We start from the raw sequence: 24,471 nt of genomic DNA on the forward strand, positions 1-24,471 counted from the left end.
TCCCATCGCCGCATTCCCTTGGGGCGGTGATCTCCCATATGCGTTGGGAGATAGAGGACCAGTATGGATAGTTTGCTTAGTTCGGCCGCCGATTTCATCGCCAGACATCATGTCTGGGCCGGGGTCGTTCTGGGGTTGGTCACATTCTTCGAGTCGCTGGTGGTCATCGGCGCCTTCGTGCCGGCGACGGGATTGCTGGTCGCTGCGGGCGGTCTGGTGGCGGCGGGCGTTCTCGATCCGTTGACCGTTATCGCCGGCTGCGTCATCGGCGCGGTCATGGGCGACGCCATCTCCTACTGGATCGGTCGTCGGCTGGGGACGGGCGTGCTGCGTCAGCCCATGCTGTTGCCGCATCGTCGCAAGATCGCGTGGACGCGGCTCTACTGCCGTCGCTACGGCGTGGCCTCGATCTTCATCGGCCGTTTCTTCGGGCCGCTGCGCGCCTTCGTGCCGGTCATGGTCGGCGTGCTGCGGATGCGCCAGCGTGTGTTCCAGCTGGCCAATGTCACCTCGGCCTTCGTCTGGGTCCTGGCCATGCTGGCGCCCGGCTATCTGGCCGCCAAGGGTCTGGCGCAGCTGGAGTTCATGAGCGAGGCCCATGGGCCGACCCTGATGCTGATCGCTTTTGGCGCGGTGGTCGTGGTCGCGGTGGTGGCCATGCGCTGGCTGAAGGGCAGGGCGGCCAGGCGGTCGGCCCTGCTGGCCGCGACGGTTGAGTAGATTTCTCTACACAGCGCAAGAAAAAGGGCCCGACCGGATGGTCGGGCCCTCTTCGTATCTGGACTGACGATTGTCAGTCGTGGCCGTGCGCGTGACCGTGGGCGTCCGCGTCGGCGGAGGCTGCACCCGCGCTCCAGGCCTGACCCTCGGCGCTCTGGTGCCAGAAGGGCTGACGCGGGGCCTGACCGACCTCGTTCATGTGATTGTCGAAGATGCGGCCGTTGATCATGGTGTAGCCGATCTTGACCGTGTTCCGCAGGTTCTCCAGCGGGTTGGCGTCCAGCACGACCAGGTCGGCCAGCTTGCCGGTTTCCAGCGAGCCGATGTCCTTGTCCATGCCCAGCGCCGTGGCGCCGTTCAGGGTGCCGACGCGTAGGGCTTCGTGCGGGGTCATGCCGCCCTGCTCGAACATCCACAGCTCCCAGTGGGCGCCGAGGCCTTCGCGCTGGCCGTGGGCGCCGATCTGCACCGACACGCCTTCGTCAGCCAGGCGCTTGGCCTCGCGGGCGATGGAGATGTGGTTCAGTTCGTCAGGCTGCACATGGACCGGGCGGCGGGCGCGGCTGTCCAGGATGCGGCGGGGGACGTATTTCGTCAGGATCGGGTCGTTCCAGACATCCGTGGCCTGATACCAGTAGTTCTCACCCCAGTTGCCGCCATAGGCCACGATCAGGGTGGGGGTGTAGGCCACCTTGGTCTGACGCCACAGCTGGTGCACGTCGGCGTACAGATGCGCCAACGGGATCGAGTGCTCGATCGTGGTGTGGCCGTCCACCACCATGCTCATGTTGTGCTGGAACAGCGAGCCGCCCTCGGGCACCACCATCATGCCCAGTTCGCGCGCAGCCTCCAGGATCTGCTGGCGCTGGTCGCGGCGGGGCTGGTTGTAGCTCTTGACGCTCCAGGCCCCGATGGCCTGCATCCGGCGCAGGTTGGACAGGGCGTCGTCCAGATCATTGACCTGGGCCGTAAAGGGCGTCGCCGCCCCGTACAGGATGGTGCCGGTCGAGAAGATGCGCGGGCCGACCACGCGACCGGCCTTGGCCAGTTCGCTGTGGGCGAAGATCTCGCTCGAATCATTGGACGGGTCGTGGATGGTGGTCACGCCGAAGGCGAGCGCGGCGTAGTTGACCCAGGACTGCTGCGGGATGATCTCGTCCGAGCCCATCGAGCCGTGCCAGTGGGCGTCCACCAGACCGGGGATGATGGTCTTGCCGGCCATGTCCATGACGCGGGCGTCGGCGGGCACCGTGACCGAGCCACGCGGGCCGATGGCCTCGATGCGGTTGCCGTTGATGACGACCACGCCGTCCTCGATGACCTCGTCGCCCTTCATGGTGATCAGGCGGGCGCCGCTCAGGACCACGCGGCCGGTCGGCTTGGCGTAGTCGGCGCTGAAGCCGATCTTGATTCCATGCTCGGCGGGCTTGGGCAGTTCGGCCGGCGCGCCCTCGGCGAAGGCGAAGCTCTCGCTCAGCGGACGCGAGAACAGCTCCGGTCCCATCGACCATTGCAGACGGCTGGAATCACCCGACCAGTGCAGCCATTCGCCGGCGTCGCGCGTCACGCGGGTCTGGGGCAGGGCCTTGGTGTCGGCGCCGACCGTGATGGCGCGGCCGGTCGAGACGAAGGGCGTCACATAGGCGTTGAACCGCTCGGTCCAGGCCACCCAATGCTCGTCAGGCGAGACCGAGAACTCGGCCGCCCATTCGCTGCTCAGGTGCTTGCGTTCGTCCTCGCCGGACAGGTTGACCGACTTCAGCACGCGCTTGTCGCCGTCGCGTGCGGTCAGGAAAATCCGGTCGTTGCGGGCGCCGAACTGCGGGTTGGAACCGTTCTCGGTGATCAGGGTCGGCTCGCCGCCGCGCACCGAGGTGCGATAGACGCCGGGATTGCGGCTCCACAGGGCGGTGCGCAGGAAGCCGTCGCTGGAGGTGCGATAGACGACCGTCTGGCCGTCCGGCGAGAACTGCGGCTCCAGATAATGACCGGGTTGGGCGCTGATGACGCGGCCTTCGCCGCCGCCGGCGGGAATCACCCGCAGCGTGCCCAGGTCCTGATCGTTCCAGGTCGTGTAGACGATGGAGCGGCCGTCGCGGGACCAGGACGGATAGAGCTCGAAGTGGTCGCTCTGGCGCGTCAGGCGGCGCGGGGCGCCCGCGACGCCGTTCCTCAGGTCGCGAATCCACAGGTTGCCCAGGGCCTCGAACACGACCTTGGAGCCGTCCGGCGAGGTCTGGGCCCAGCGGACCATCTTCACGTCGAACTGGTCAGGCGCGACCTCGACGGGGAAGCGGACAGCCTCCTGTACGCGGCGGGTGTCGGCGACGTGGAAGGGGATTTCGCTGACGGCTTTCGAGGCCACGTCGATGCGATGGATCTTGCCGCCCGACCAGAAGACGATGCCGCGGTTGTCGGGCGTCCAGCTCATCGTCGGATAGACGCCGTGGATGGCCCAGGTTTCCTGCAGGTCGCGGTCCAAGGCGTCGTAGATCGGGGTCTCGCGACCCGATTCGAGGTCCATGACGTAGAGGACCGACTTGTACCGGTCGCGCCGAATGAAGGCCAGGGACTTGCCATCGGGCGAGGGGGTGGGGCGAATCGAGCCGCCGGGGCCGGTGACGAAGGGCGTGATCTCGCCCGTCTCGCGATCCAGACGACGGATCACATAGATCTGGGTGTTCGGGTCCTTGGAGTAGTCGAACACGCCGCCGGGCGTGGCGTCGTCGCTGAAGTAGAGGTAGCGGCCGTCGGGCGAGAAGGCGGGCTCGCCCGTGTCCTTCTGCTGGGTGCGGCGCTCGGTCAGCTGCACGCCGCCGCCGCCCGCGCGGTGGTACATCCACATCTCGCCCGCGCCAAGCGAGCGCGACGAGGTGAAGTGTTTGCGGCCGACAATGAACTGGCCGTCCGGCGACCAGTCGGGCTGGGTCAGCAGGCGGAAGGTCTCGTTCGACACCTGCTTGGCGTTCGCGCCGTCACGATCCATGACCCACAGGTTGTCGCCGCCGCCCCGGTCCGAGGTGAAGGCGATGGAGCGGCCGTCCGGCGAGAACTTGGGCTGCATATCCCAGGCCACGCCCGAGGCGATGGCGCGGGCCTCGCCGCCGCCGATCGGCATGACGTAGATGTCGCCCAGCAGATCGAAGACGATCTCGCGGCCGTCCGGGCTGACGTCCAGAGACATCCAGGTGCCCTCGGTGACGTCGATGGTCGCATCATGCGACGCGCCCGGCGGGTTCTGGACGTCCCATTTCGGCTTGGCCGGCGTCGCGGCGGCGGTCGCCGTCGAATCGCTGGCCGGTGCATTTTGCGCGAACGCCGGGAAGGCCACGGCCAGGGCCGCGACGGTGGTCAACAGGCTGCGTTTCATGAGAGCCCCCAATACCCCTACTGATGAGGTCGGAAGGTCTAGCGGGCGCGGTGCGGGCTTGACCAGACGTCAGGCGACGAATGGCGCATTTCATCCGCGTCAGGACAGCGCAATCTGATTGTCGGGGAGAGTGGCCCCGACCCTTGCAAGTCGTTGATCTGCAAGGGTCGGGATGGTGCCGCCGGGGGGAATCGAACCCACGACCTCAGCCTTACCAAGGATGCGCTCTACCACTGAGCTACGGCGGCGGTCACTGAGGAAGCGGCCGTATAGCCAACCCCTTCGGCCGGGCCAAGTGCAAAATGCATGCTTGATCAAAAACTTTGCACGCGGTCTGCTGCGCGGCATGGAAACACCGCCCAAAGACGCCGCTCCCGCCGCCCCGGCCATTGAGCCGACGCGCGAGCAGAAGACCAAGGCCGAGCGTGCCCTTCGCCTGGCCGCCGCACTGCGCACCAACCTGAAGCGTCGCAAGGCGCCGACCGCTTCGCCGCGCCCTGCTACCGAGCGCAACTGAAAGTCATCGTTCTTGCGTGCACGCAGCTCTTTCGCGAGGGCGTAAGGGCTTGCTAGATAAGCTGTTCGCCGGGACGCAGGGTTTCCGGCCGCGAAAGATTTCATGGACAGCATCGTCATCCACGGCGGCAACCGCCTGAACGGCCAGATCGAGGTCAGCGGCGCCAAGAATTCGGCCATCAAGCTGATGGCGGCCTCGATCCTGACGGATCAGCCTCTGCTGCTGACAAACATGCCGCGTCTGGCGGACACCCGATTCCTCGGCCAGCTGTTGCAGCAGTTCGGCGTTGAGGTGACCGAGCGCAACGGCGTCGACGGTCAGGAGACCCTGTTCCACGCGCCGACGCTGACCTCGACCTTCGCCCCCTATGATCTGGTTCGTCAGATGCGGGCCTCGTTCAACGTGCTGGGGCCGCTGCTGGCCCGTTCGGGCGAGGCCAAGGTCTCGCTGCCCGGCGGCTGCACCATCGGCGCGCGCCCGGTCGACCTGCACCTGATGGCCCTGACGGCCATGGGCGCGCAGATCGAACTGGAAGAGGGCTATGTTTCCGCCCACGCGCCCAAGGGGCTGCAAGGGGCCGAGATCGAGTTCCCCTTCGTCTCGGTCGGCGCTACCGAACACGCCCTGCTGGCGGCGGTGCTGGCCAACGGGACGACGGTGCTGAAGCGCGCTGCGCGCGAGCCGGAGATCGGCGACCTGGCCCGCTGCCTGATCGCCATGGGCGCGAAGATCGAGGGCCTGGACACCGACGTCCTGACCATCACCGGCGTCTCGTCGCTGTCGGGCGCGACCTGGTCGGTGATTCCCGACCGGATCGAGATGGGCAGCTATGCGCTGGCGGCGGCGATGGCCGGGGGCGAGGTGCGCCTGACCAAGGGCCGCGCCGACCTGATCACCGCCCTGACCGACAAGATGATCGAGGCCGGGGTCGAGGTCGAAGCCACCGCCGACGGCGTCATCGTCCGTCGCGACCCGACGCAGCGGCTCAAGGCCGTCAACGTCACGACCGAGATCTATCCGGGCTTCGCCACTGACCTGCAGGCCCAGTTCATGGCCCTAATGACGACGGCCGAAGGCGAAAGCGTCATCCACGAGAACATCTTCGAGAACCGCTTCATGCACGCGCCCGAACTGGCGCGTCTGGGCGCCGACATCTCGGTCCATGCCGGTGAGGCGCGGGTGCGTGGCGTCGAGAAGCTGCACGGGGCGCCGGTCATGGCCACCGATCTGCGGGCCTCGATCAGCCTAGTCATGGCCGGTCTGGTCGCGGATGGCGAAACCACAGTCGGTCGCGTGTATCATCTGGATCGCGGCTTCGAGCGGATGGAAGAAAAGCTGGGGGCCTGCGGCGCCGACGTGCGGCGCGTGAAAGGCGAGGCGGATGAGCACTGAGGTCGAGGCGATCTCTGACAACGACGCGGCGGCGGAAGCCCTGTCGCCCATGGAGCCCTTGCGCCTGCTGGCCGAGGACGCCGTCGATCTGCAGATCATTTCGGCCGCGCTTCAGGACGCCATCATGCGGCCTGTCGATATTCGCTGGGAAAAGGAAGCTCGGCGTCTGACCATCGTCCTGTCGCGCTTCTGCTGGGAGTGCGGCGGCACGCGCGTCATGGCGGCGATGCAGTTCGGCGACGTCGAGGCGGTCAAGAGCAGGCGGCTGCCGCGCCTGCCTGAATCGGCGCTGGAGCTTCTGGCCCTCGATTTCGAGCCGACCGAGGCCCCCGGCGGCCGCGTCATCCTGATGTTCGCCGGCGGCGGGGATCTGCGTATCGACGTGGAGTGCCTGGACGCCGTGCTGACGGACCTGTCGGACCGCTGGCCTGCGCGCGTGGCGCCCACACATCTGGATGAGGTGCAGTCGTGAGTGGTCCGCACAAGCTGTCGTCCATCGAGGTGGACGTCGCCTCCCTGCCGGCCGCGACCGCCGAGATCGAACATCAGCGCCGTGTGGCCATCTTCGATCTGGTTGAGCAGAACAGCTTTACGCCGGAGGGGGCCGAGGGCGGGCCCTATACGCTTCGTCTGTCGTCACAAGACAACCGGCTGGCCTTCGATATTGTCGGGCCGGACTTCGCTCGCACCCATGTCCTGTCGCTGTCGCCGATGAAGACGGTGATCCGCGACTACGCCCTGATCTGCGAGAGCTATTACGAGGCCCTGCGCGGCTCTTCGCCCAGCCAGATCGAGTCGGTCGATATGGGCCGTCGCGGCCTGCACAACGAGGGCGCGGAACTGCTGCGCGCGCGTCTCGAAGGCAAGGTCGAGATCGACAAGGAAACCGCCCGTCGGCTGTTCACGCTGGTTTGCGCCGTCTATCGACGCGGCTGAACTCGACTATTTCGGCGTTTTGGTGCATTAGGCGCCTCCTTCACGGCTCGCGTTCACGCCCGACGCGAGCCTTAAGCCGTTTTTCGGGCGAGAGAGACCGCATGGCCAAGGAAGAGCTTCTCGAGTTCCCCGGCGTTGTCAGCGAACTGCTGCCGAACGCCACTTTCCGCGTGACGCTGGAAAACGACCACGAGATCATCGCCCACACCGCCGGCAAGATGCGCAAGAACCGCATCCGCGTTCTGGCGGGCGACAAGGTGCTGGTCGAAATGACGCCCTACGACCTGACCAAGGGCCGCATCACCTATCGCTTCAAGTAAGGACGCGCGTGTCGCGTCCCGACCTTTCGGCTCCGCGGCTGGTTCTGGCCTCGTCGAGCCCGCGCCGCATTGAGCTGCTGGCGCAGATCGGGGTGGTTCCTGATCATGTTGATCCCGCCGACATCGACGAGACGCCGCTGAAGGGCGAGACGCCGTCGCGTCTGGCCGAGCGCCTGGCGCGCGGCAAGGCCGAGGTCGTGGCGGCGCGTTCGCCCGACGCCGTCGTCCTGGCCGCCGACACCGTGGTGGCCCTGGGTCGGCGCCTGCTGGAAAAGCCGGCGGACGAAGCCGAGGCCAGGCGTTTCCTCGAACTGTTGTCGGGTCGCAATCACCGCGTCTTCACCGGCGTCGTCGTGATCGCTGATGGAAAGGCGACCTGCCGGGTCGTCGATACCCGCGTTTCCTTCAAGACCCTGTCGCCAGAAGAGATCTCGACCTATGTCGCCTCGGGCGAATGGCGCGGCAAGGCGGGCGGGTACGGCATCCAGGGGACGGCCGCCGCCTTCGTGCGCCGCATCGTCGGCAGCCATCCCGCCGTCATGGGTCTGCCTCTTTATGAAGCGGCCAACCTGCTTCGGGGCGCCGGCTGGCGGCCCAAGAGCGCCTGACGTGGCCGATATCGAGGTCTTCCTCGATGAGACGCCGGGCGAGACCCGCGGCGTCATCGCCCGCGACGGCCTCTATACGCATCTGATCCTGCAGCGTGAGAGCGACCGGCCGAGCGATCGGCTGGGCGCGCGTTGCGTGGGGCGTATCGCGCGGGTCGAACCGGGCCTGCGCGCCGCCTTCGTCGATCTGGGCGCGGGCGAGCCGTTCGGCTTCCTGCCGCTGGGCAAGGATGACAAGCGGGGGGAGGGGGCCAAGATCGAGGTCGAGGTCACCGCCGAACCGCGCGAACGCAAGGGGCCGGTGCTGCGCCGCCTGGGTGACGCGTCTGGCGAACCTCGTCTGCTGGCGGCGGGGCCTGACGTGGCCGCGGTGCTTTCGTCTATAGCGCCAGGCGTCGCGCCTCGGACCGGCGTGGCTGCGATTCGCGCCGCTCTGGAAGCCGAGGAGGATGCGCTGTCCGCTTCGGTCGTTGATCCCGCCTGCGGGCTGGACATGATGATCCAGCGCACTCGCGCCCTGATCGCCGTTGATATTGACCATGCTCCCGCGCCGGGTCGCGATTCCCGCAAGAGCCGGGAGGCGGCCAATCGAGCGGGTCTGGTTCATGCCGCCCGTCTGTTGACGCTCAAAGGGTGGGGCGGACTGGTCGTGGTCGATCTGATCGGCGCGGGTTTGCACGGCGACACTATAATGAAAGGGGTGCGCGCAGCCTTTGCAACGGAGCCGCAGGCCTTGTTCGGGCCCTTGAGCCGTTTTGGTCTGGTGCAGCTGTCCCTGCCGTGGCGCAGGACTCCGCTGGACGAACGGCTGCTGGACGCCGGCGGACGCCCAGCCCTTGAAGCTCGAGCCATCGCCGTCGTGCGTCGGCTTCGCCTCGCCATGCTGTCAGATCCCGCCGCGCCGCGTTTCGTCGTGCGCTGCACGCCTGAAGAAGCGGCGCTGGCCGCGCCGCTGGCAGAGGCTCTGGGCCCGAGGGGTAGTGTGCTGGCTGATCCATTGATGGTCGCCGGCGCCGTCAGAATTGAAGAGGCTCTATAATGTCGCTCTGCCCCATCTGCCGCCGCCAGGAGGCCGTTCCGGCCTACAAGCCCTTCTGCTCCAAGCGCTGCGCCGACATCGACCTGCAACGCTGGTTCACCGGCGGCTACGCCATTCCGGCCGAAGAAGCGGCCGAAGATGAAAAAGATCGCTGAATTGAGTGAATTGGCGTCTGGACAGCCCCGTCAGCCTCGCCTATAGACCCGCCTCTCGCGACAACGTCGTGCGCCTGGATAGCTCAGCTGGTAGAGCAGCGGATTGAAAATCCGCGTGTCGGTGGTTCGAACCCGCCTCCAGGCACCACTCCCTTACAAATGATGCGACTTTCTGCTTCGCGAGAAGCTGTGCCGTAAAATGGCCTAAATTTCGCCTTGGGAATTGCATTTCCGTAACATCGCGTGATGCGACGGTTTCGTGTCGTGTTTGTTGCGGTGCCGGCAAATTTCGTGCCGAACTTTCTGATTGCTGCAGGTGCGAAGGGGAAAAGAAACTTTGCGCACTTGACGCTACGTGGGGTGTTCGCCAAAGGGACTTAACCGCATTCCTGCTTGCAGGTCGGGGTGACCGGGATATTGTGCCCGGACCTTGGCGGCGGCGTCCGTTTTCGAACGGATGTCGCGGGGGGGCGGCTCCACCGATCCGGCTCGATCCGGCGGTGGCGCAATTTCATTATAGGGACGGCCGACTGACGCGGTCCGTGTCTTGGGTTCCACGTGTCAGACCAAAGCAGGAACTGGCGAACAATGCTCGATAGCAAGAAGACGAATATCCTCCTCGCAATGGCCGGCGCCGCCGTCCTGATGGCGAGCTCGCCGGTTCTGGCGCAAGACGCTGCGGCTCCGGCCGCTGCTCCTGCCGCCGCCGCTGCTCCGGCCGCTCCGGCCGCTGACGCCGCCGCTCCGGCTGCTGACGCCGCTGCCCCCGCCGCTGATCCGACCACGGTCAGCGAGTCGGTCTCGGGCGGCCACGGCGGCGGCATCACCCCGGTCTCCATGTTCATGGAAGCCACCGCAGTCGTTAAGGCCGTCATGATCGGCCTGCTGCTGGCCTCGATCTTCTCCTGGACCCTGCTGCTCATCAAGCTGCTGGAGTTCGGCGCTCTGAACAAGGCCACCGACCGCTTCCTGGAAGCCTTCCGCGGCGCCCGCACCATCGCTGACATGCGCCGCGTGGCCACGTCGGAAGACTTCGACGGCAACCCGCTGGCCGACATGGCCGCCGCCGCCACCGAAGAAATCGAACTGTCGCGTCAAGCTGGCCTGGAAGTGACCGGCGCCCATCGCGACTCGGCCCTGCTGCGCTCGCAGAACGCCGTCGCCGCTGTTCAAGCCGGTCTGGCCAAGCGCCTGTCGGGCGGCCAGCAGTTCCTGGCTTCGGTCGGTTCGTCCGGTCCGTTCATCGGTCTGTTCGGCACCGTTTACGGCATCATGAACTCCTTCATCGGCATCGCCGAGTCCAACACGACCAACCTGGCCGTCGTTGCTCCGGGTATCGCTGAAGCCCTGCTGGCCACCGGTATCGGCCTGTTCGCCGCTATCCCGGCCGTTATCTTCTACAACTACTTCAACACGCGCATCTCGGCCTACGGCACCCGTTCGGACGGCTTCAATGCTGAACTGATCAACGCCATCTCGCGTCAGCTCGACAAGGGAGCATAAGACGGATGGCCGCCAAACTTTCCGGTTCCGGCGGCGGCAAGTACACCGTCGAGGCTAACGCCGAGATCAATGTCACGCCTTTCGTTGACATCATGCTCGTGCTCCTCATCATCTTCATGGTGGCGGCTCCGCTCGCCACCGTGTCGGTGCCGGTGAAACTGCCTCGCGCCGTTGCACCTCCCGGCAAGAATCCGCCGACGCCCGTCTTCATCTCCATTCAAAATGATGGCGATGTCTGGATTGGCGACATGCAGTCCTCGCCGGGTTCGCTCGGTGATGACCTGCGCGTCCAGATCGGACGCCGGAATCCTGCCGACGAGCGTATTTTCATTCGTGCAGACCAGCAGACTCGGTATGGCGACTTCATGCAGGTCATGAACGCCCTCCAGGACAACGGTTTCTATAGCGTCGCCCTCGTTGGCGAAGAGCAATAAGGGGGGCGGGCGAATAGCATGACAGCTGAACCTCACGTCCACCGCGATCCGATCCTGGATCCGCCGAAGAAGAAGAAGAAGCTTTCGACCGGCGCCATCGTGGGTATCTCCATTTCGGTGATCGTCCACGCCCTGGCGGGCCTGTACTTGTACAATAACAAGTTCAAGCTGAAGGAAATGACCTACGAGGACGAGGTCGTCGACGTTGAGCTGATGGAGGTTCCGCCTCCGCCGCCGCCGAAGCTTCAGGTGCGTGAACCGCAGATCAACACCCAGGCGCCTCCGCCTCCGGTGACTGTGGCCGTCGAACCGACGAAGAAGGAAGACCGCCAGGAATACACGGGCCCGCCCGTGATCGTCCCCGGACCTCCGCCTCCGCCGGCTCCTCCCGCGCCGCCGAAGCCTTCGGTCATCACCAACCCGAGCTGGTCGCGCCAGGTCCAACCCGAGTTCCCGGAACGCGCTAACTCGCGCGGTATCGAGTCGGGTTCGGCCAAGGTGAACTGCGCCGTGGCGCCCAACGGCAGCCTTTCGGACTGTCGTGTGGTTGACGAAGATCCTGCCGGCGCCGGTTTCGGCCAGGCGGTTCTTCGGGCGGCCCGTTCGGGTCGTCTGGCGCCGCGGACTGTCGACGGCGCCGCCGTCGGCGCCCGCGTCGAGTTCACGACCCGGTTCCGACTGGACTAAGGATCTCATCCGAGATCAGGTTGAACGCCCTGGGGGACACCCCGGGGCGTTTTTCTTTGCGCTGTCTGCGCGCCTTTCGAGCATGGAGCTTGAGAGGAGGCTGTGCATTATGGGCCTGGAGCATTTCCGGAGGTCCCGTGTCGCCCAAGTCCATTCTCGCTACTTTGACGCTTGGTGTCGGGCTCGTGAGCCTCGGCGCTTGCGCCTACAATGAAACCCTGGGCCGCAATCAGTTCCTGATCGTGGACGACAGCGCCTTGATCCAGCAGTCGCGCGCCGCCTGGGCCGAGACGCTTCGCACCCAGAAGGTGTCGAGCAACGCCGCACAGAACGCCCGCGTACGCCGCGTCGGCGACCGTATCGTCCAGGCGGCGCGCCTGACGGATCGTCACTGGGACTATGCGGTGTTCGAGGACACGACGCCCAACGCCTTCGTGCTGCCATCGGGCCACATCGGTGTGACGACGGGGCTGCTGAACATGGCCAAGAACGACGATCAGCTGGCGACCGTCATCGGTCACGAGGTGGGTCACGTCGTCGCGCGTCATGCCGCCGAGCGATCCTCGACCAACGCCGCTACGGGCCTGGTTCTGGGAGCCGTGCAGAGCCAGGCCGGGGACTATGGTCAGGCGGTTCAGGCCTTTGGCGGTCTGGGCGCGCAACTGGGCGTCTTGCTGCCCTTCTCGCGCAGCCATGAGCTGGAGGCCGATCGTCTTGGCGTCGATTACCTGGCGGCCGCCGGCTACAAGCCTTCGGAAGCCGTGGCCTTGTGGCGCACCATGGCCCAGCAGCGTCAGTCCTCGACCCCGCAGTTCGCCTCGACCCACCCGTCGGATCAGACGCGGATCGCCGCGCTGGAGCAGTACATCGCCAGTCGGGGATGGAACTGACGGGGATAAAAGCGATTTCCCAGCGTCGAGGGTAAAAAGGGCGCTTGCTCCATCGGGCGAGGCCCGCTAGAGAACCGCCCTCGCGCAGAGATGTGCAGCCTTAGCTCAGTTGGTTAGAGCGCCGGTTTGTGGAGCCGGAGGTCCTCAGTTCAAACCTGAGAGGCTGTACCATTCCCCGACAGAATCGCTTTGGCGTCGGTTCGGGAGGTATCGATCAAATGTCCGCACCTGCGTGGGACCCCAAGCAATACAATCGTTTTGAAGCCCAGCGCGACCGCGCCGCGCTAGATCTGCTGGTGCGCCTGCCCGAGGATTTCGCGCCGACCGAGATCTGGGATCTGGGTTGCGGCGCGGGCCAGCACGCGGCCCTGCTGAAACGCCGCCATCCGACCGCCCATGTTCATGGCATGGATTCCAGTACGGCCATGCTGGAGCAGGCCCGCGCCCTGTCGGTCGAAGTCGACTGGTCTGCCGGCGACATCGCCAGCTGGACGCCGACCAGGCCCGCTGATCTGATTCTGGCCAATGCCTCGCTGCAATGGTTGGCGGATCACGCGGCCCTTTTCGCGCGCCTGGCCGGGACCCTGGCGCCCGGCGGTCTGCTGGCGGTGCAGATGCCGATGGCCTGGGAGACGCGCCACCACACGATCATGCGTGAGACGGCGGCGGACGGTCCGTGGGCGCCGCTGCTGGCGGGGGTGGACACGATCGCGCCCCTGCTGCCGGCGGAGGTCTATTATGAGGCACTGGCGCCGCTGTGCGACGATATCGACATCTGGTCGACGACCTATCTGCACGTGCTGACGGGCGACGACGCTGTGCTGGAATGGATGAAGGGCACGGCGCTGCGGCCTTACCTGACCGCCCTGGATGGCGAGCCGTCGGCGCGGGACGCCTTTCTCGAGGCGCTGGGCCGGCGGTTGTCAGCGGCCTTCCCTAGACGGGCGCAGGGGCAGACTCTTCTACCATTTCCTCGTCTGTTTCTTGTGGCGCAAAGGCGTTGACGCGGTGGCGATGCAGGTGCTCGACCGGGCATTTCAGCGTCGCCAGCGCGGCTTGGGCGGCGGCGTAGCCTGAGGACACGGCGGGGTCGTAGGCCTTCCAGTCGCGGATATCGACGCCCTCGGGTCGGGGCAGGATCAGCAGGTCGGTGTCGGCTCGCGCCTGCATCAGTTCGGCCTCGGTCGACAGGGTCGCGGAGCGCATCAGCACCGAGACGATGGGCGGTCCCTTCTTCCACGCGCCTGACAGGATCCAGCGCCACCAGGACGGCGGGTCCTCCAGCGCCTTGGGATCGACGCCGCGGGTCTGGGACACGTCCACGCCGACGACCGGGCCGCTGTTCAGGCGGCGCATGACCTCGCTGGGAAAATTCCGCAGCACCGCGCCGTCGACCAGGACCTGACCGTTCATCACCACAGGCGGCATGACGCCGGGCAGGGAGATGGAGGCCCGCAGAGCGTGGCGCAGCATCCCCTCGCGATGCACCTCGACCTTGCCCGAGGTCAGATTGGTCGAGACGGCGAAGAAGGGGAGAGGCATGTCCTCGATACTCACGTCGCCATAGGCGTCCTGCATCAGGCGCGCGACCTTACGGGCGTGAGTCATGGCGATGATGGGGAAGGCGATGTCCGACAGGGGGTCGGACAGGACAAAGGCCTTGCGGATGCGCTCGTCCAGTTCCTCGTCGGACCAGCCCAGACCCGGTCCGGCGGCTATGACGGCGCCCATCGACGATCCGCCGACGAAGTCGATCGGCATGCCAGCCTCGCGCAGGGCCTTCAGCGCGCCGATGTGGGCGTAGGCGCGGGCGCCGCCGCCTGAAAGCACCACCCCGACCGCCGAGCCGGTGACGATGCGGGCGATGCGCGCCGTGTCGTCGAACAGGCCCTCGACGGCATGGAACCAGCGACCCGGCTTGAAAGCCTCCAGCCAGTCGCGGGTGCGGGTCGGTCGTCCCATGTGCGCGGGACGCAGCAGGATGAGATCGGTCAGCGGGTGGGCTTCGTCTTCGATCTCGGACGGCAGGATGGGCGCCTGCGGCCTGCGGTCCGCGTCGCCCACCATGAAGACCCGGTCCACCTGACGAGCGCACAGGGCGGCCCAGCCGGGCTCGTCGGATTCGGCGACGTAGAGGACGTAGTCGTGGGCGTCTTCCACGCCTGAAAACCATTCGGCGGCGGACGACAGGGCCGTGTGGTCGATGATGCGGCAGGTGAAGCCCTGGGCCTCGACCGCGCGGGCCACGCGCTCGACGAAGCTTCTGATCGGCTGGGCTCGCGCCGAGATGAAACCGAAAACGGTCGGATCAGAGCCGGTGGAGTTGCGATCGCGGGCGCGGGTCAGCATGACCTGGCCCAGCTCCGCCATCAGGGCGGGCTCGGTGCGGGCGGCCTCGAAGAAGGCGTCGCGGGGCAGGGCGACCACGTCGCTGTCACGCAGGGCCACGACATTGGCCATGTGGGTGGTGCCCGCCAGCATGGCCATTTCCCCGACCGGATCGCCGGGCTTGATGACGCCGATGAACTGGGGGCCGCGTCCGTTGTCGTCGCGGAATACGCCCAGCCGGCCGGCGCGCAGCAGATAGAGGGTGTCGGCGGGATCGCCCGCCGAGAACAGCCGTTCGCCCCGCGTCAGGGCGAACCAGCTGGCGCGGGTGTTCTTCGTGCCCTCGAAGACCCGCGCGAGGGCGGCTTCCAGCGAGTCGGGCGGCGTGTCGGGACGTTCAGCAGCCATGAGCATGGTTTAGGCCGGAATCTGTTCGACAGGAAAGCGGACGCTTCCCACCGGCGCGGAAGCCTCCTAAACCTTGGGGCATGCCCAAGCTGATTTCCGCCGTCGATCGCAACAGTCCTGCTTTCAAATCGCTGGATGCGCACAATCGCGCCCTGCGGGATGAGCTTTACGAGAAGGTGGCCAAGGCCGCGCGCGGCGGCTCCGACGCCAGCCGCGACCGTCATGTGGCGCGCGGCAAGCTGCTGCCGCGCGACCGGGTCGAGCGCCTGCTGGACCCCGGCTCGCCCTTCCTCGAGGTCGGCCAGCTGGCCGCCAACGGCATGTATCGGGACGAAGCGCCAGGCGCGGGCATGATTTGCGGCGTCGGCCGGGTTTCGGGTCGCGAGGTCATGATCGTCGCCAACGACCCGACGGTGAAGGGCGGCGCCTACTTCCCGCTGACGGTGAAGAAGCATCTACGTGCGCAAGAGATCGCCGAGCAGAACAACCTGCCCTGCGTCTATCTGGTCGATTCGGGCGGCGCCAACCTGCCGCACCAGGCCGAGGTCTTCCCCGATCGGGACCACTTCGGCCGTATCTTCTTCAACCAGGCGCGGATGAGCGCCAAGTCGATCCCGCAGATCGCCTGCGTCATGGGCTCCTGCACCGCCGGCGGCGCCTATGTGCCCGCCATGTCCGACGAGACGGTGATCGTGCGCAACCAGGGCACCATCTTCCTGGCCGGTCCGCCGCTGGTGAAGGCCGCGACGGGCGAGGTCATCTCGGCCGAGGAACTGGGCGGCGCCGAGACCCACGGCCGCAAGTCCGGCGTGGTCGACCATGTGGCCGAGAACGACGAGCACGCGCTGGAGATCGTCCGCTCCATCGTGGCCAACCTGAACACCATCAAGCCGCAGCCGCTCGATGTGCGCGAGCCGCGCGTCCCGGCCTATGACCCGGCCGAGCTTTACGGGATCATCCCCGAGGACGTCCGCGCCCCCTATGACGTGCGCGAGGTCATCGCCCGCATCGTCGATGGCTCGGAGATGGACGAGTTCAAGGCCCTGTACGGCACGTCTCTGGTGTGCGGTTTCGCCCGCATCTGGGGCCAGCCGGTGGCCATCCTGGCCAACAACGGCGTCCTGTTCTCGGAGAGCGCCCAGAAGGGCGCGCACTTCATCGAACTGGCCTGCAAGCGCAAGATTCCGCTGCTCTTCCTGCAGAACATCTCGGGCTTCATGGTCGGCGGCAAGTATGAGGCCGAGGGCATCGCCAAGCACGGCGCCAAACTGGTGACCGCCGTCGCCAGCGCCGAGGTGCCCAAGTTCACCGTCCTGATCGGCGGCAGCTTCGGCGCCGGCAACTACGGCATGTGCGGCCGGGCCTATTCCCCGCGCTTCCTCTTCACCTGGCCCAACAGCCGGATTTCGGTGATGGGCGGCGAGCAGGCGGCCAGCGTCCTGGCCACCGTCCACCGCGACGCCGACACCTGGACGCTGGAAGAGGCCGAGACCTTCAAGGCGCCGATCCGTCAGAAGTACGAGGACGAGGGCAATCCCTATTACGCCACCGCCCGCCTGTGGGACGACGGCGTCATCGACCCGGCCCAGACCCGCGACGTCCTGGGCCTGGCCATCAGCGCCAGCCTGAACGCCCCCATCCCCGAGACGACCTTCGGCGTGTTCCGGATGTAATCGGGCGAAAGCTCAACTTTGATCCGCAGCAAGGACCAAAGCCCTGCTGCCGCGTTTCACTTCGGCGAAGGAGCCGACCATGACCGACCAGAAGCCGACTGAAGAAGACCTGAACGCCCTGGACGTCACCGACGCCGAGGCCGCTGAGATCAACGCCATCGCCCATCCCTTCGTCGCCGATCCGGCGCCGGATGCGGACAATGATCTGGTGAAGATCGACGCCTTGCCGTCGGGCGTGGTCTTCGTGACCATCAACCGCCCGCAGAAGAAGAACGCCTTCGACGCGGCCACCATCGCGGCCCTGTTCGAAGCCTTCGAGACCCTGCAGGGCGCCGACCGGGTGCGCGTGGTCTTTATCCGGGGCGCGGGCGGCACCTTCAGCGCGGGCGCAGACCTGAACTGGATGCGCGACGCCGCCGGCTGGTCCGAGGCCGACAACCGCGACGACGCCATGGGCCTGGCCAAGATGCTCAAGGCCCTGCACGACGTGCCGGCCCTGACGGTGGCCCTGGTCGAGGGCGCGGCCATGGGCGGCGGTGCGGGCATCGTCGCCGCCTGCGACATGGCCGTGGCCGTCGAGGGCGCGCGCTTCGCCTTCTCCGAGGTCAAGCTGGGCCTGATCCCTGCGACCATCGCCCCCTATGTCATCGAGGCCGTCGGCGCGCGTCGCGCCCGTCAGCTGTTCCTGACGGCCAATATCTTCGACGCCGACTACGCCGCCCACGCGGGCCTGATCGACCTGGTCCTGCCGGAGGGCTCGGTCGACGAGTTCATCTCCATGCTGACCGACAGCCTGACGACCTGCGCCCCCGGCGCCATGGGCGAGGCCAAGCGTCTGGTGAACGACGTGGCGGGCGAGGCCATCGACCATCGTTTGCTGGAAGAAACCGCCAAACGGATCGCCCGCGCCCGCGTCTCGGAAGAAGGCCAGGAAGGCGTCCGCGCCTTCCTCGACAAGCGCGCCCCGAGCTGGGCGCAATAAGGTAGCCGAATGTTCAAGTCCATCCTGGTCGCCAATCGCGGCGAGATCGCCTGCCGCGTCTTCCGCACCGCTCGCCGCATGGGCCTGCGGACCATCGCCGTCTATTCCGAGGCCGACGCTAACGCCCTGCACGTTCGCGAGGCGGACGAGGCGGTGCTGATCGGCCCGGCGGCGGCGCGCGAATCCTATCTGGATGCGGCCAAGGTGCTGGCGGCGGCCAAGACGACGGGGGCGGAGGCCATCCACCCCGGCTACGGCTTCCTGTCCGAGAACGCCGACTTCGCCGAGGCGGTCATGGCGGCGGGCATCGTCTGGATCGGCCCGCAGCCGTCCTCGATCCGCGCCATGGGCCTGAAGGACGCGGCCAAGAAGCTGATGATCGAGGCGGGCGTGCCCGTCACCCCCGGCTATCAGGGCGAGGACCAGTCGGTTGAGACCCTGACGGCCGAGGCCAACCGCATCGGCTTCCCGGTCCTGATCAAGGCGATCGCCGGCGGCGGCGGCAAGGGCATGAAGAAGGTCGATAGGCCTGAGGACTTCGCCGACGGTCTGGCCAGCGCCCAGCGCGAGGGGCAGTCGTCCTTCGGCGATCCGCGCGTCCTGATCGAGAGCTACATCACCCGTCCGCGCCACATCGAGGTGCAGGTCTTCGGCGACAGCCACGGCAATGTCGTCCACCTGCACGAGCGCGATTGCTCGCTGCAACGCCGCCACCAGAAGGTGATTGAAGAGGCTCCGGCCCCCGGCATGAACGCCGCCACGCGCGAGGCCGTCACCGCCGCCGCCGTCCGCGCCGCCAAGGCCGTGAACTATCAGGGCGCGGGGACCATCGAGTTCATCGCCGACGCCTCCGACGGGCTGAAGGCCGACCGCATCTGGTTCATGGAGATGAACACCCGGCTGCAGGTCGAGCATCCGGTCACGGAATCCATCACCGGCGTCGATCTGGTCGAATGGCAGCTGCGCGTCGCGGCGGGCCAGCCCATCCCGCTGGCGCAGGCCGACATCCCGATGAAGGGCTGGGCCATGGAGGCTCGTCTCTACGCCGAAGATCCGGCCCACGGCTTCCTGCCCTCCATCGGTCGGCTGGATCACTTCGTCATGCCTGACGACATCCGCGTCGATACCGGGGTGGAGCAGGGCGGCGAGGTCAGCCAGTTCTACGACCCGATGATCGCCAAGCTGATCGTCCACGCCGACAGCCGCGAAGCCGCCGCCGCCCGTCTGGCCAATGCCTGCCGCGAGGTCGAGGTCTGGCCCGTCCGCACCAACGCCGGCTTCCTGGCCCGCTGCCTGGACCACCCTCGCTTTGTCGAAGGCGACGTGGACACGGGCTTCATCGCAGCAGAGGAGGGGGTGCTCCTCGGTGCGTCCGTCTCGGCGCGCGCCATCGTCGGCGCCGCTGGCCTGATCGGGCTGGAGGCCGACGCCGCAGCCTTTGACGTCGAGGACAAGTCGCTGGCTCCGTGGCGGGCGGGCCTGTTCGGCTTCCGCATGAACGGCGCCGCCCAGTCGCACACGGCCCTGCACCACGGAGACCAGCAGCACGCCGTGACCCTGGCGGGCGAGCCGGGCTGGCACGGGCGCCAGTCCAGCTTTGACGTCGGGGTGGAGGGCGAAACCGCCCGCGTCTATGGCGAGACCGATCTGGTCGTGGTCGACGGCGACGTCGTCACCGCCTTCGCCCCGGACGCCGAGCGGATCGTGGTCTTCGACGACGGCGACGTCATCGAATTCCGCCGCCGCAAGGCCGCTGCGGGTGCGGGCGGCTCGGCCTCCGACGGCGGCCTTCGCGCCCCCATGCCCGGCAAGATCGTCGCCGCGCCCGCCAAGGCCGGCGACGTCGTGACCAAGGGCCAGCCGGTCGTTGTGCTGGAAGCGATGAAGATGGAGCACGCCCTGACCGCGCCCTTCGACGGCGTGGTGGCCGAGTTCAACGTCGCTGTCGGCGATCAGGTCACAGACGGCGCGGTTCTGGCCGTGGTGAAAGCCGCCGACTAATCCGCCGTCATCTCGGACGGCCGTCAGGCCGATCCGGGACCCAGGCCTTCGCCTCACTCACTGACAGGGCCGTGCAAGATCCGCCGCCTGGGTCCCGGGTTCTGCTGCGCGGCCTCGGGATGACGGACTGGGTGGTTTCGCCCATCGCGCCAAGAGACTATCTGCACCCCATGCCCCTTCACATGATCAAACTCTGCGTCGGCGTGTCCGAGGTCGAGACGCTGGAGGCGAACGCCGCGCGGTCCGACTGGCGCATCGTCCACACCCGCATGACGCCCAAGCGCGCCGCCGAGATCGAGGACGGCGGCTCGCTCTATTGGGTCATGAAGGGCTCGGTGACCTGCCGTCAGCGCATCCTGGAGATCACGACCATCGGCGAGGGCAAGGCCAGTCGCTGTGAGATCAAGCTGGACAGCAATGTCATCCGCACCGCGCCCCTGGCCCGGCGGCCGTTTCAGGGCTGGCGCTATTTCGAGCCCAAGGACGCGCCGCCGGACCTGTCGGTGGCCGAGGCGACGGACCTGCCCGACGATCTGGCGCGCGAGCTGCGTGAACTCGGCGCCTGGTGACCCTTTTGTGGCATTAGGGGCCAGGTGTTGACCTTTGGCCGCGCCCGTGGCCTGTCCCGGCTCCCATGACCAATGCTCTGCTCAGCTTCAAGACCCGCGAAACCCTGTCCGAGCTGCTGAAGCTGGCCTGGCCGGTCGTGCTGGCGCGTCTGGGCATCATGACCATGGGCCTGACCGACGCCATCGTCGTCGGCCACTACGCCAGCCGCGAACTGGCCTTCCACTCCCTGGCCTGGGCGCCGTCGTCGGTCGTGCTGACCACGGCGGTCGGCCTGATGATGGGCGTGCAGGTCATGACCGCCCGCCTGCTGGGCGAGGGCCGCAAGGACGAGGTCGGCGCGGTCCTGCGTCGCGGCATGGTCTATGCCCTGCAGATCGGCGTCGTTTCCATGATCGCCCTGATGGCGCTGGGGCCGTTCGGCCTGAAGCACATGGGTCTGGAGGACGGGCTGGGCGAGGGCGCCTCGCCGGTGCTGATGATCTTCGCCCTGTCCATGCCCGCCTATCTGATTTCGGTCGCGGCCCAGTTCTTCCTTGAGGGCCTGCATCGGCCCAAGGCCGGCATGGTCGCCATGTGGGTGGCCAATGCGGTCAACCTGGGCCTGAACCTGCTGCTGGTGCCGGACATTCTGGGCCTCGGTCTGCACGGCGCACAGGCCTCGGCCTGGGCGACGTTCGGCGCCCGCATGGCGCTGGCCGTCTTCCTGGTCATCTTCATTCTGCGCCTGCCCGAGGCGAAGGCCTGGGGCCTGTTCAACAAGCCGAAGCGCGACAAGGTCGTCGAGCGCGAGCAGATGAAGGTCGGTTTCGGCGCGGGCTCGTCCAATTTCATCGAGGTCGGGGCGTTTGCCGCCATGACCCTGTTCGCCGGGCAACTGGGCGCGGCCGAGACCGCCAGCTGGGCCGTTGTCATCAACGTCTCCGCGATCGTCTTCATGGTGCCCATGGGCCTGTCATCGGCGACGGCGGTTCTGGTCGGCCGCAGCTACGGCGCGGGCGATCGGGCCGGCGTCATGCGCGGCGGCCTCGCGGGCATCGGCGTGGTTACGGTTCTGGCCTTCATCATCGCCATCGGCCTGTGGCTGACCGCGCCTCTGGTGGTCAGCGCCTATACGACCGACCCGGCCATCCTGGCCATCGCGGCCCCGGCCCTGGTGCTGGCGACCCTCTTCTTCGTCGCTGACGCCCAGCAGGTCGTCGCCGCCCAGGCCAACCGCGCGGCGGGCGACGTGGTCTGGCCGACGCTGATGCATCTGCTGTCCTATGGCGTCATCATGATCCCGCTGGGCTGGTGGCTGGCGCACCGGATCGGCGTCGATGGTCTGGTCTGGTCGGTCATCGTGGCCAGCCTGATCTCCGGCGCGCTGCTGACCGGGCGCTTCGTGCGGATCGCCAGGCGGCTTCCGGCCTGAGCTGAGGCGTGACGGCGGGGTGACGCGGGCGTAACGGGCCTCTATATCCGTCTGCTTCCTCCCGCAGACTGGACGACCATGGCCCGCATCCTCATCACCTCGGCGCTGCCCTACATCAACGGCATCAAGCACCTTGGGAATCTGGCCGGGTCCATGTTGCCCGCCGATGTCTGGGCGCGGTTCATGCGCGGGCGCGGCCACGACGTCCTCTATGTCTGCGCCACCGACGAGCACGGCACCCCGGCTGAGCTGGCCGCCGCCGCCGCAGGGCAGGACGTTCGCACCTATTGCGACGAGCAGCATCAGGTTCAGAAGAAGGCCGGCGCGGCCTTCAACCTGTCGTTCGACGTCTTCGGCCGCAGCTCCAACGCTCCGAACACCCGCCTGACCCAGCACTTCGCCAAGGTGCTGGAGGAGCGCGGCCTGATCGAGGAGCGCGTCGACCGGATGATCTATTCGATCGACGACGCCCGCTTCCTGCCCGACCGCTATGTCGAAGGGACCTGCCCCCACTGCGCCTATCCCAAGGCGCGGGGCGACCAGTGCGACAACTGCGGCCGCCTGCTGGACCCGATGGATCTGATCAATCCCTATTCCTCGGTCTCGGGCAGCCGCAATCTTGAGGTCCGCGACACGCGCCACCTCTATCTGCTGCAGACCAAGGTGGCCGACGATGTGCGCGCCTGGGTCGATGCCCGCTCGGAAGGCTGGCAGCCGCTGGCCCGTTCCATCGCCTACAAGCATCTGGACGAGGGCCTGATCGACCGCGGTATCACCCGCGACCTGAAGTGGGGCGTGCCGGTCGTCGGTCCCGACGGCGGCCCGCGTCCGGGCATGGAGGGCAAGGTCTTCTACGTCTGGTTCGACGCCCCCATCGAATACATCGGCGCGACCGAGGAATGGGCCGAACAGTCCGGAGGAAACTGGCGCTCGTGGTGGCGTCTGGACGAGGGCGCGGACGACGTGCGCTACGTCCAGTTCATGGGCAAGGACAACGTGGCCTTCCACACCGTCAGCTTCCCCGCCACCATCCTGGGCTCGGGCGAGCCGTGGAAGACGGTCGACCAGCTGAAGGCCTTCAATTGGCTGAACTGGTACGGCGGCAAGTTCTCGACCAGCATGGGCCGGGGCGTCTTCATGGATCAGGCGCTGGAACTGCTGCCCGCCGACTACTGGCGCTGGCACCTGACGGCCTATGGCCCGGAACATTCCGACGCCGCCTTCACCTGGGAGCAGTTCCAGGCGACGACGAACAAGGACCTGGCCGACGTGCTGGGTAACTTCGTCAACCGCATCGTCAAGTTCACGGAATCCAAGTTCGACGGCGTCGTGCCCGAGGGCGGCGAGGCCGGTCCGCTGGAGATCAAGCTGGCCGCCGACATCAAGGCCGGTCTGGAAACCCTGACCGCCGAGTTCGAGGCCATGGAGTTCCGCAAGGCGGCCCAGGCCGCGCGCGCCCTCTGGGTTCTGGGCAATGAGTACCTTCAGGAAGCCGCCCCCTGGACGGCGCTGAAGACCGACCGTGACCGCGCCGCCGTGGTGGTGCGCACCGGCCTGTCGCTGGTCGCCCTGTTCGCCCGCATCACCGTGCCCTTCATGCCCGGCAGCGCCGAGCGCATCGGCGCCACGGTCGGCGCGACCGACCTGTCGTGGCCGAACGCCGACGCCGATCTGCTGACCCTGGTTCCCGCCGGCCAGACGGTCGCCGCCCCCGCCGTCCTGTTCGCCAAGATCGAGGACGCCCAGGTCGCGGAATGGACCGAACGCTTCGGCGGCGCCGAGTGACGCCTGAACTCGCGCCCCTGTCGGACCCGCAGCGCCAGTCGATCCGCGATCGGCTGGCGGCGACCGGGCGGGCGCAGGTCGTCGATCTGCTGAGCGGCGCCTATGCGGACCATCTGGCCGCCAGCGCCGCTGACGCCCCGTTCAACACGGTGACGCGCAGGGGCGACGGCCATGTCGATCTGCCCGCCGCCTGGCTGGCCAGTCTGGAGCCGACGCAGAAGCAGGCCCTGGGCGAACGGGTCCAGGCCTCGGCCACGGACGGGTTTCAGTATCTCTACGACAACCACCCGATCTATGACCTGGATCAGGCGGGCCAGGCCGAGGCGGTCTGGTCCGAGTTGGTCGCCTTCCTGAACGGCGAGGCCTTCCTGGGCCTGATGCGCGACCTGACGGGGGAACCCCGCATCGCCATGGCCGACGCCCAGCTGACGCGCTTCCGGCCCGCCCATTTCCTGAACCAGCATGACGACAGCGCGGACGGCAAGCAGCGCTACTTCGCCTATGTCCTGGGGCTTACCCCCGGTTGGCGGATCGACTGGGGCGGATTGCTGGCCTTCCATGGAGAGGACGGCAACGTGGCCGAGGCCTTCACCCCGCGCTTCAACGCGCTGAGCCTCCTGCGCGTGCCGGCGCCCCATTCCGTCACCCAGGTGGCGCTATCGGCGGGCGCGCACCGTTTGTCCATCACGGGCTGGCTACGCGGACGTTGAACCGGCTGGATACAAGAAAGGCCCGGAGTAAT

At 67.2% G+C, this 24,471-nt stretch carries 23 protein-coding genes and 3 tRNA genes; 23 read left to right on the forward strand and 3 right to left on the reverse strand.

Translation table 11 applies throughout. From position 1 onward, the window contains the following. The first annotated feature begins 63 nt into the window (after nt 1-63). Nucleotides 64-720: a DedA family protein gene (locus IFE19_RS05585; protein WP_207826266.1), complete on the forward strand. Its 657-nt coding sequence runs from the start codon at nt 64-66 to the stop codon at nt 718-720. 73 nt (nt 721-793) lie between these two features. Here the strand turns inward: IFE19_RS05585 and IFE19_RS05590 are convergent, their stop codons facing one another. Beyond that, complete coding sequence (locus IFE19_RS05590) at nt 794-4,090, reverse strand: amidohydrolase family protein (RefSeq protein ID WP_207826267.1); 3,297 nt, start codon at nt 4,088-4,090, stop codon at nt 794-796. 173 nt (nt 4,091-4,263) lie between these two features. Next, nucleotides 4,264-4,338, reverse strand: a tRNA-Thr gene (locus tag IFE19_RS05595). A gap of 62 nt (nt 4,339-4,400) precedes the next feature. On the opposite strand from IFE19_RS05595, the gene IFE19_RS05600 reads away from it, so the two are divergent. From IFE19_RS05600 to IFE19_RS05670, 15 genes are all read left to right on the forward strand, one after another. Continuing rightward, complete coding sequence (locus IFE19_RS05600) at nt 4,401-4,607, forward strand: hypothetical protein (RefSeq protein ID WP_207827736.1); 207 nt, start codon at nt 4,401-4,403, stop codon at nt 4,605-4,607. A gap of 102 nt (nt 4,608-4,709) precedes the next feature. Then, nucleotides 4,710-5,999: a UDP-N-acetylglucosamine 1-carboxyvinyltransferase gene (gene murA / locus IFE19_RS05605; RefSeq protein ID WP_207826268.1), complete on the forward strand. Its 1,290-nt coding sequence runs from the start codon at nt 4,710-4,712 to the stop codon at nt 5,997-5,999. Then, entirely contained in the window at nt 5,989-6,471 is a 483-nt protein-coding gene (locus IFE19_RS05610) for a DUF2948 family protein (RefSeq protein ID WP_207826269.1), read from the forward strand. The genes murA and IFE19_RS05610 overlap by 11 nt, the downstream gene beginning before the upstream one ends. Continuing rightward, entirely contained in the window at nt 6,468-6,935 is a 468-nt protein-coding gene (locus IFE19_RS05615) for a UPF0262 family protein (protein WP_207826270.1), read from the forward strand. Before IFE19_RS05610 ends, IFE19_RS05615 begins: the two co-directional genes overlap by 4 nt. Before the next feature lie 101 nt (nt 6,936-7,036). Beyond that, nucleotides 7,037-7,255 carry a translation initiation factor IF-1 gene (infA, locus tag IFE19_RS05620; RefSeq protein ID WP_003164348.1) on the forward strand — a complete coding sequence of 73 codons (219 nt, stop codon included), beginning with the start codon at nt 7,037-7,039 and terminating at the stop codon, nt 7,253-7,255. Between the two features lie 8 nt (nt 7,256-7,263). Further along, complete coding sequence (locus IFE19_RS05625) at nt 7,264-7,863, forward strand: Maf family protein (RefSeq protein ID WP_207826271.1); 600 nt, start codon at nt 7,264-7,266, stop codon at nt 7,861-7,863. Between the two features lies 1 nt (nt 7,864). Further along, nucleotides 7,865-8,902: a ribonuclease E/G gene (locus IFE19_RS05630; RefSeq protein ID WP_207826273.1), complete on the forward strand. Its 1,038-nt coding sequence runs from the start codon at nt 7,865-7,867 to the stop codon at nt 8,900-8,902. Beyond that, a complete protein-coding gene (locus tag IFE19_RS05635; RefSeq protein ID WP_207826275.1) occupies nt 8,902-9,057 on the forward strand; it encodes a DNA gyrase inhibitor YacG in 156 nt (51 codons plus the stop codon). The genes IFE19_RS05630 and IFE19_RS05635 overlap by 1 nt, the downstream gene beginning before the upstream one ends. Before the next feature lie 72 nt (nt 9,058-9,129). Further along, nucleotides 9,130-9,205: transfer RNA gene (locus IFE19_RS05640), tRNA-Phe, on the forward strand. A gap of 440 nt (nt 9,206-9,645) precedes the next feature. After that, entirely contained in the window at nt 9,646-10,560 is a 915-nt protein-coding gene (locus IFE19_RS05645; protein WP_207826277.1) for a MotA/TolQ/ExbB proton channel family protein, read from the forward strand. A 5-nt stretch (nt 10,561-10,565) separates the two neighbouring features. Beyond that, nucleotides 10,566-10,994 carry an ExbD/TolR family protein gene (locus IFE19_RS05650; protein ID WP_207826279.1) on the forward strand — a complete coding sequence of 143 codons (429 nt, stop codon included), beginning with the start codon at nt 10,566-10,568 and terminating at the stop codon, nt 10,992-10,994. Nucleotides 10,995-11,012: 18 nt separating this feature from the next. Beyond that, the gene (locus IFE19_RS05655) at nt 11,013-11,681 is read left to right on the forward strand and encodes an energy transducer TonB (RefSeq protein WP_207826282.1); all 669 of its coding nucleotides are present in this window, start codon (nt 11,013-11,015) and stop codon (nt 11,679-11,681) included. 185 nt (nt 11,682-11,866) lie between these two features. Then, nucleotides 11,867-12,571, forward strand: coding sequence for a M48 family metallopeptidase (locus IFE19_RS05660; protein WP_225910425.1), 705 nt, complete (start codon nt 11,867-11,869; stop codon nt 12,569-12,571). Between the two features lie 94 nt (nt 12,572-12,665). Next, nucleotides 12,666-12,742, forward strand: a tRNA-His gene (locus IFE19_RS05665). A 47-nt stretch (nt 12,743-12,789) separates the two neighbouring features. Beyond that, entirely contained in the window at nt 12,790-13,575 is a 786-nt protein-coding gene (locus IFE19_RS05670) for a methyltransferase domain-containing protein (RefSeq protein WP_207826284.1), read from the forward strand. On the opposite strand, the gene IFE19_RS05675 is transcribed toward IFE19_RS05670, so the two are convergent. Then, nucleotides 13,508-15,307, reverse strand: a complete 1,800-nt coding sequence (locus tag IFE19_RS05675; protein WP_207826286.1) for a patatin-like phospholipase family protein — start codon at nt 15,305-15,307, stop codon at nt 13,508-13,510. The two genes, IFE19_RS05670 and IFE19_RS05675, sit on opposite strands and share 68 nt — an antisense overlap. Nucleotides 15,308-15,387: 80 nt before the next feature. On the opposite strand from IFE19_RS05675, the gene IFE19_RS05680 reads away from it, so the two are divergent. From IFE19_RS05680 to IFE19_RS05710, 7 genes are all read left to right on the forward strand, one after another. Further along, nucleotides 15,388-16,980 (forward strand): carboxyl transferase domain-containing protein, encoded by a 1,593-nt coding sequence (locus IFE19_RS05680; RefSeq protein WP_207826288.1) that lies wholly within the window; start codon nt 15,388-15,390, stop codon nt 16,978-16,980. Nucleotides 16,981-17,059: 79 nt separating this feature from the next. Continuing rightward, nucleotides 17,060-17,962, forward strand: a complete 903-nt coding sequence (locus IFE19_RS05685) for an enoyl-CoA hydratase-related protein (RefSeq protein ID WP_207826289.1) — start codon at nt 17,060-17,062, stop codon at nt 17,960-17,962. A 9-nt stretch (nt 17,963-17,971) separates the two neighbouring features. Continuing rightward, nucleotides 17,972-19,963 carry an acetyl-CoA carboxylase biotin carboxylase subunit gene (locus IFE19_RS05690; RefSeq protein WP_207826291.1) on the forward strand — a complete coding sequence of 664 codons (1,992 nt, stop codon included), beginning with the start codon at nt 17,972-17,974 and terminating at the stop codon, nt 19,961-19,963. A 170-nt stretch (nt 19,964-20,133) separates the two neighbouring features. Further along, nucleotides 20,134-20,532: a DUF1489 family protein gene (locus IFE19_RS05695; protein ID WP_207827433.1), complete on the forward strand. Its 399-nt coding sequence runs from the start codon at nt 20,134-20,136 to the stop codon at nt 20,530-20,532. Between the two features lie 65 nt (nt 20,533-20,597). Further along, nucleotides 20,598-21,944, forward strand: a complete 1,347-nt coding sequence (locus IFE19_RS05700) for an MATE family efflux transporter (protein WP_207826293.1) — start codon at nt 20,598-20,600, stop codon at nt 21,942-21,944. 78 nt (nt 21,945-22,022) lie between these two features. Continuing rightward, on the forward strand, nt 22,023-23,729 hold the full coding sequence (gene metG / locus IFE19_RS05705; RefSeq protein WP_207826295.1) for a methionine--tRNA ligase: 1,707 nt from the start codon (nt 22,023-22,025) through the stop codon (nt 23,727-23,729). Then, on the forward strand, nt 23,726-24,439 hold the full coding sequence (locus IFE19_RS05710) for a 2OG-Fe(II) oxygenase (RefSeq protein WP_225910426.1): 714 nt from the start codon (nt 23,726-23,728) through the stop codon (nt 24,437-24,439). The genes metG and IFE19_RS05710 overlap by 4 nt, the downstream gene beginning before the upstream one ends. Nucleotides 24,440-24,471: the final 32 nt, after the last annotated feature.

It is taken from the genome of Brevundimonas pondensis (genome assembly GCF_017487345.1).
Lineage (GTDB): Bacteria > Pseudomonadota > Alphaproteobacteria > Caulobacterales > Caulobacteraceae > Brevundimonas > Brevundimonas pondensis.

Bases quoted from the DNA above. Each gene is read 5' to 3' on its own strand.
- IFE19_RS05585 (WP_207826266.1), top strand. From the start codon at position 64: ATGGATAGTTTGCTTAGTTCGGCCGCCGATTTCATCGCCAGACATCAT.
- IFE19_RS05590 (WP_207826267.1), bottom strand. From the start codon at position 4,090: ATGAAACGCAGCCTGTTGACCACCGTCGCGGCCCTGGCCGTGGCCTTC.
- murA (WP_207826268.1), top strand. From the start codon at position 4,710: ATGGACAGCATCGTCATCCACGGCGGCAACCGCCTGAACGGCCAGATC.
- IFE19_RS05610 (WP_207826269.1), top strand. From the start codon at position 5,989: ATGAGCACTGAGGTCGAGGCGATCTCTGACAACGACGCGGCGGCGGAA.
- infA (WP_003164348.1), top strand. From the start codon at position 7,037: ATGGCCAAGGAAGAGCTTCTCGAGTTCCCCGGCGTTGTCAGCGAACTG.
- IFE19_RS05635 (WP_207826275.1), top strand. From the start codon at position 8,902: ATGTCGCTCTGCCCCATCTGCCGCCGCCAGGAGGCCGTTCCGGCCTAC.
- IFE19_RS05645 (WP_207826277.1), top strand. From the start codon at position 9,646: ATGCTCGATAGCAAGAAGACGAATATCCTCCTCGCAATGGCCGGCGCC.
- IFE19_RS05650 (WP_207826279.1), top strand. From the start codon at position 10,566: ATGGCCGCCAAACTTTCCGGTTCCGGCGGCGGCAAGTACACCGTCGAG.
- IFE19_RS05655 (WP_207826282.1), top strand. From the start codon at position 11,013: ATGACAGCTGAACCTCACGTCCACCGCGATCCGATCCTGGATCCGCCG.
- IFE19_RS05670 (WP_207826284.1), top strand. From the start codon at position 12,790: ATGTCCGCACCTGCGTGGGACCCCAAGCAATACAATCGTTTTGAAGCC.
- IFE19_RS05675 (WP_207826286.1), bottom strand. From the start codon at position 15,307: ATGGCTGCTGAACGTCCCGACACGCCGCCCGACTCGCTGGAAGCCGCC.
- IFE19_RS05680 (WP_207826288.1), top strand. From the start codon at position 15,388: ATGCCCAAGCTGATTTCCGCCGTCGATCGCAACAGTCCTGCTTTCAAA.
- IFE19_RS05685 (WP_207826289.1), top strand. From the start codon at position 17,060: ATGACCGACCAGAAGCCGACTGAAGAAGACCTGAACGCCCTGGACGTC.
- IFE19_RS05690 (WP_207826291.1), top strand. From the start codon at position 17,972: ATGTTCAAGTCCATCCTGGTCGCCAATCGCGGCGAGATCGCCTGCCGC.
- IFE19_RS05695 (WP_207827433.1), top strand. From the start codon at position 20,134: ATGCCCCTTCACATGATCAAACTCTGCGTCGGCGTGTCCGAGGTCGAG.
- IFE19_RS05700 (WP_207826293.1), top strand. From the start codon at position 20,598: ATGACCAATGCTCTGCTCAGCTTCAAGACCCGCGAAACCCTGTCCGAG.
- metG (WP_207826295.1), top strand. From the start codon at position 22,023: ATGGCCCGCATCCTCATCACCTCGGCGCTGCCCTACATCAACGGCATC.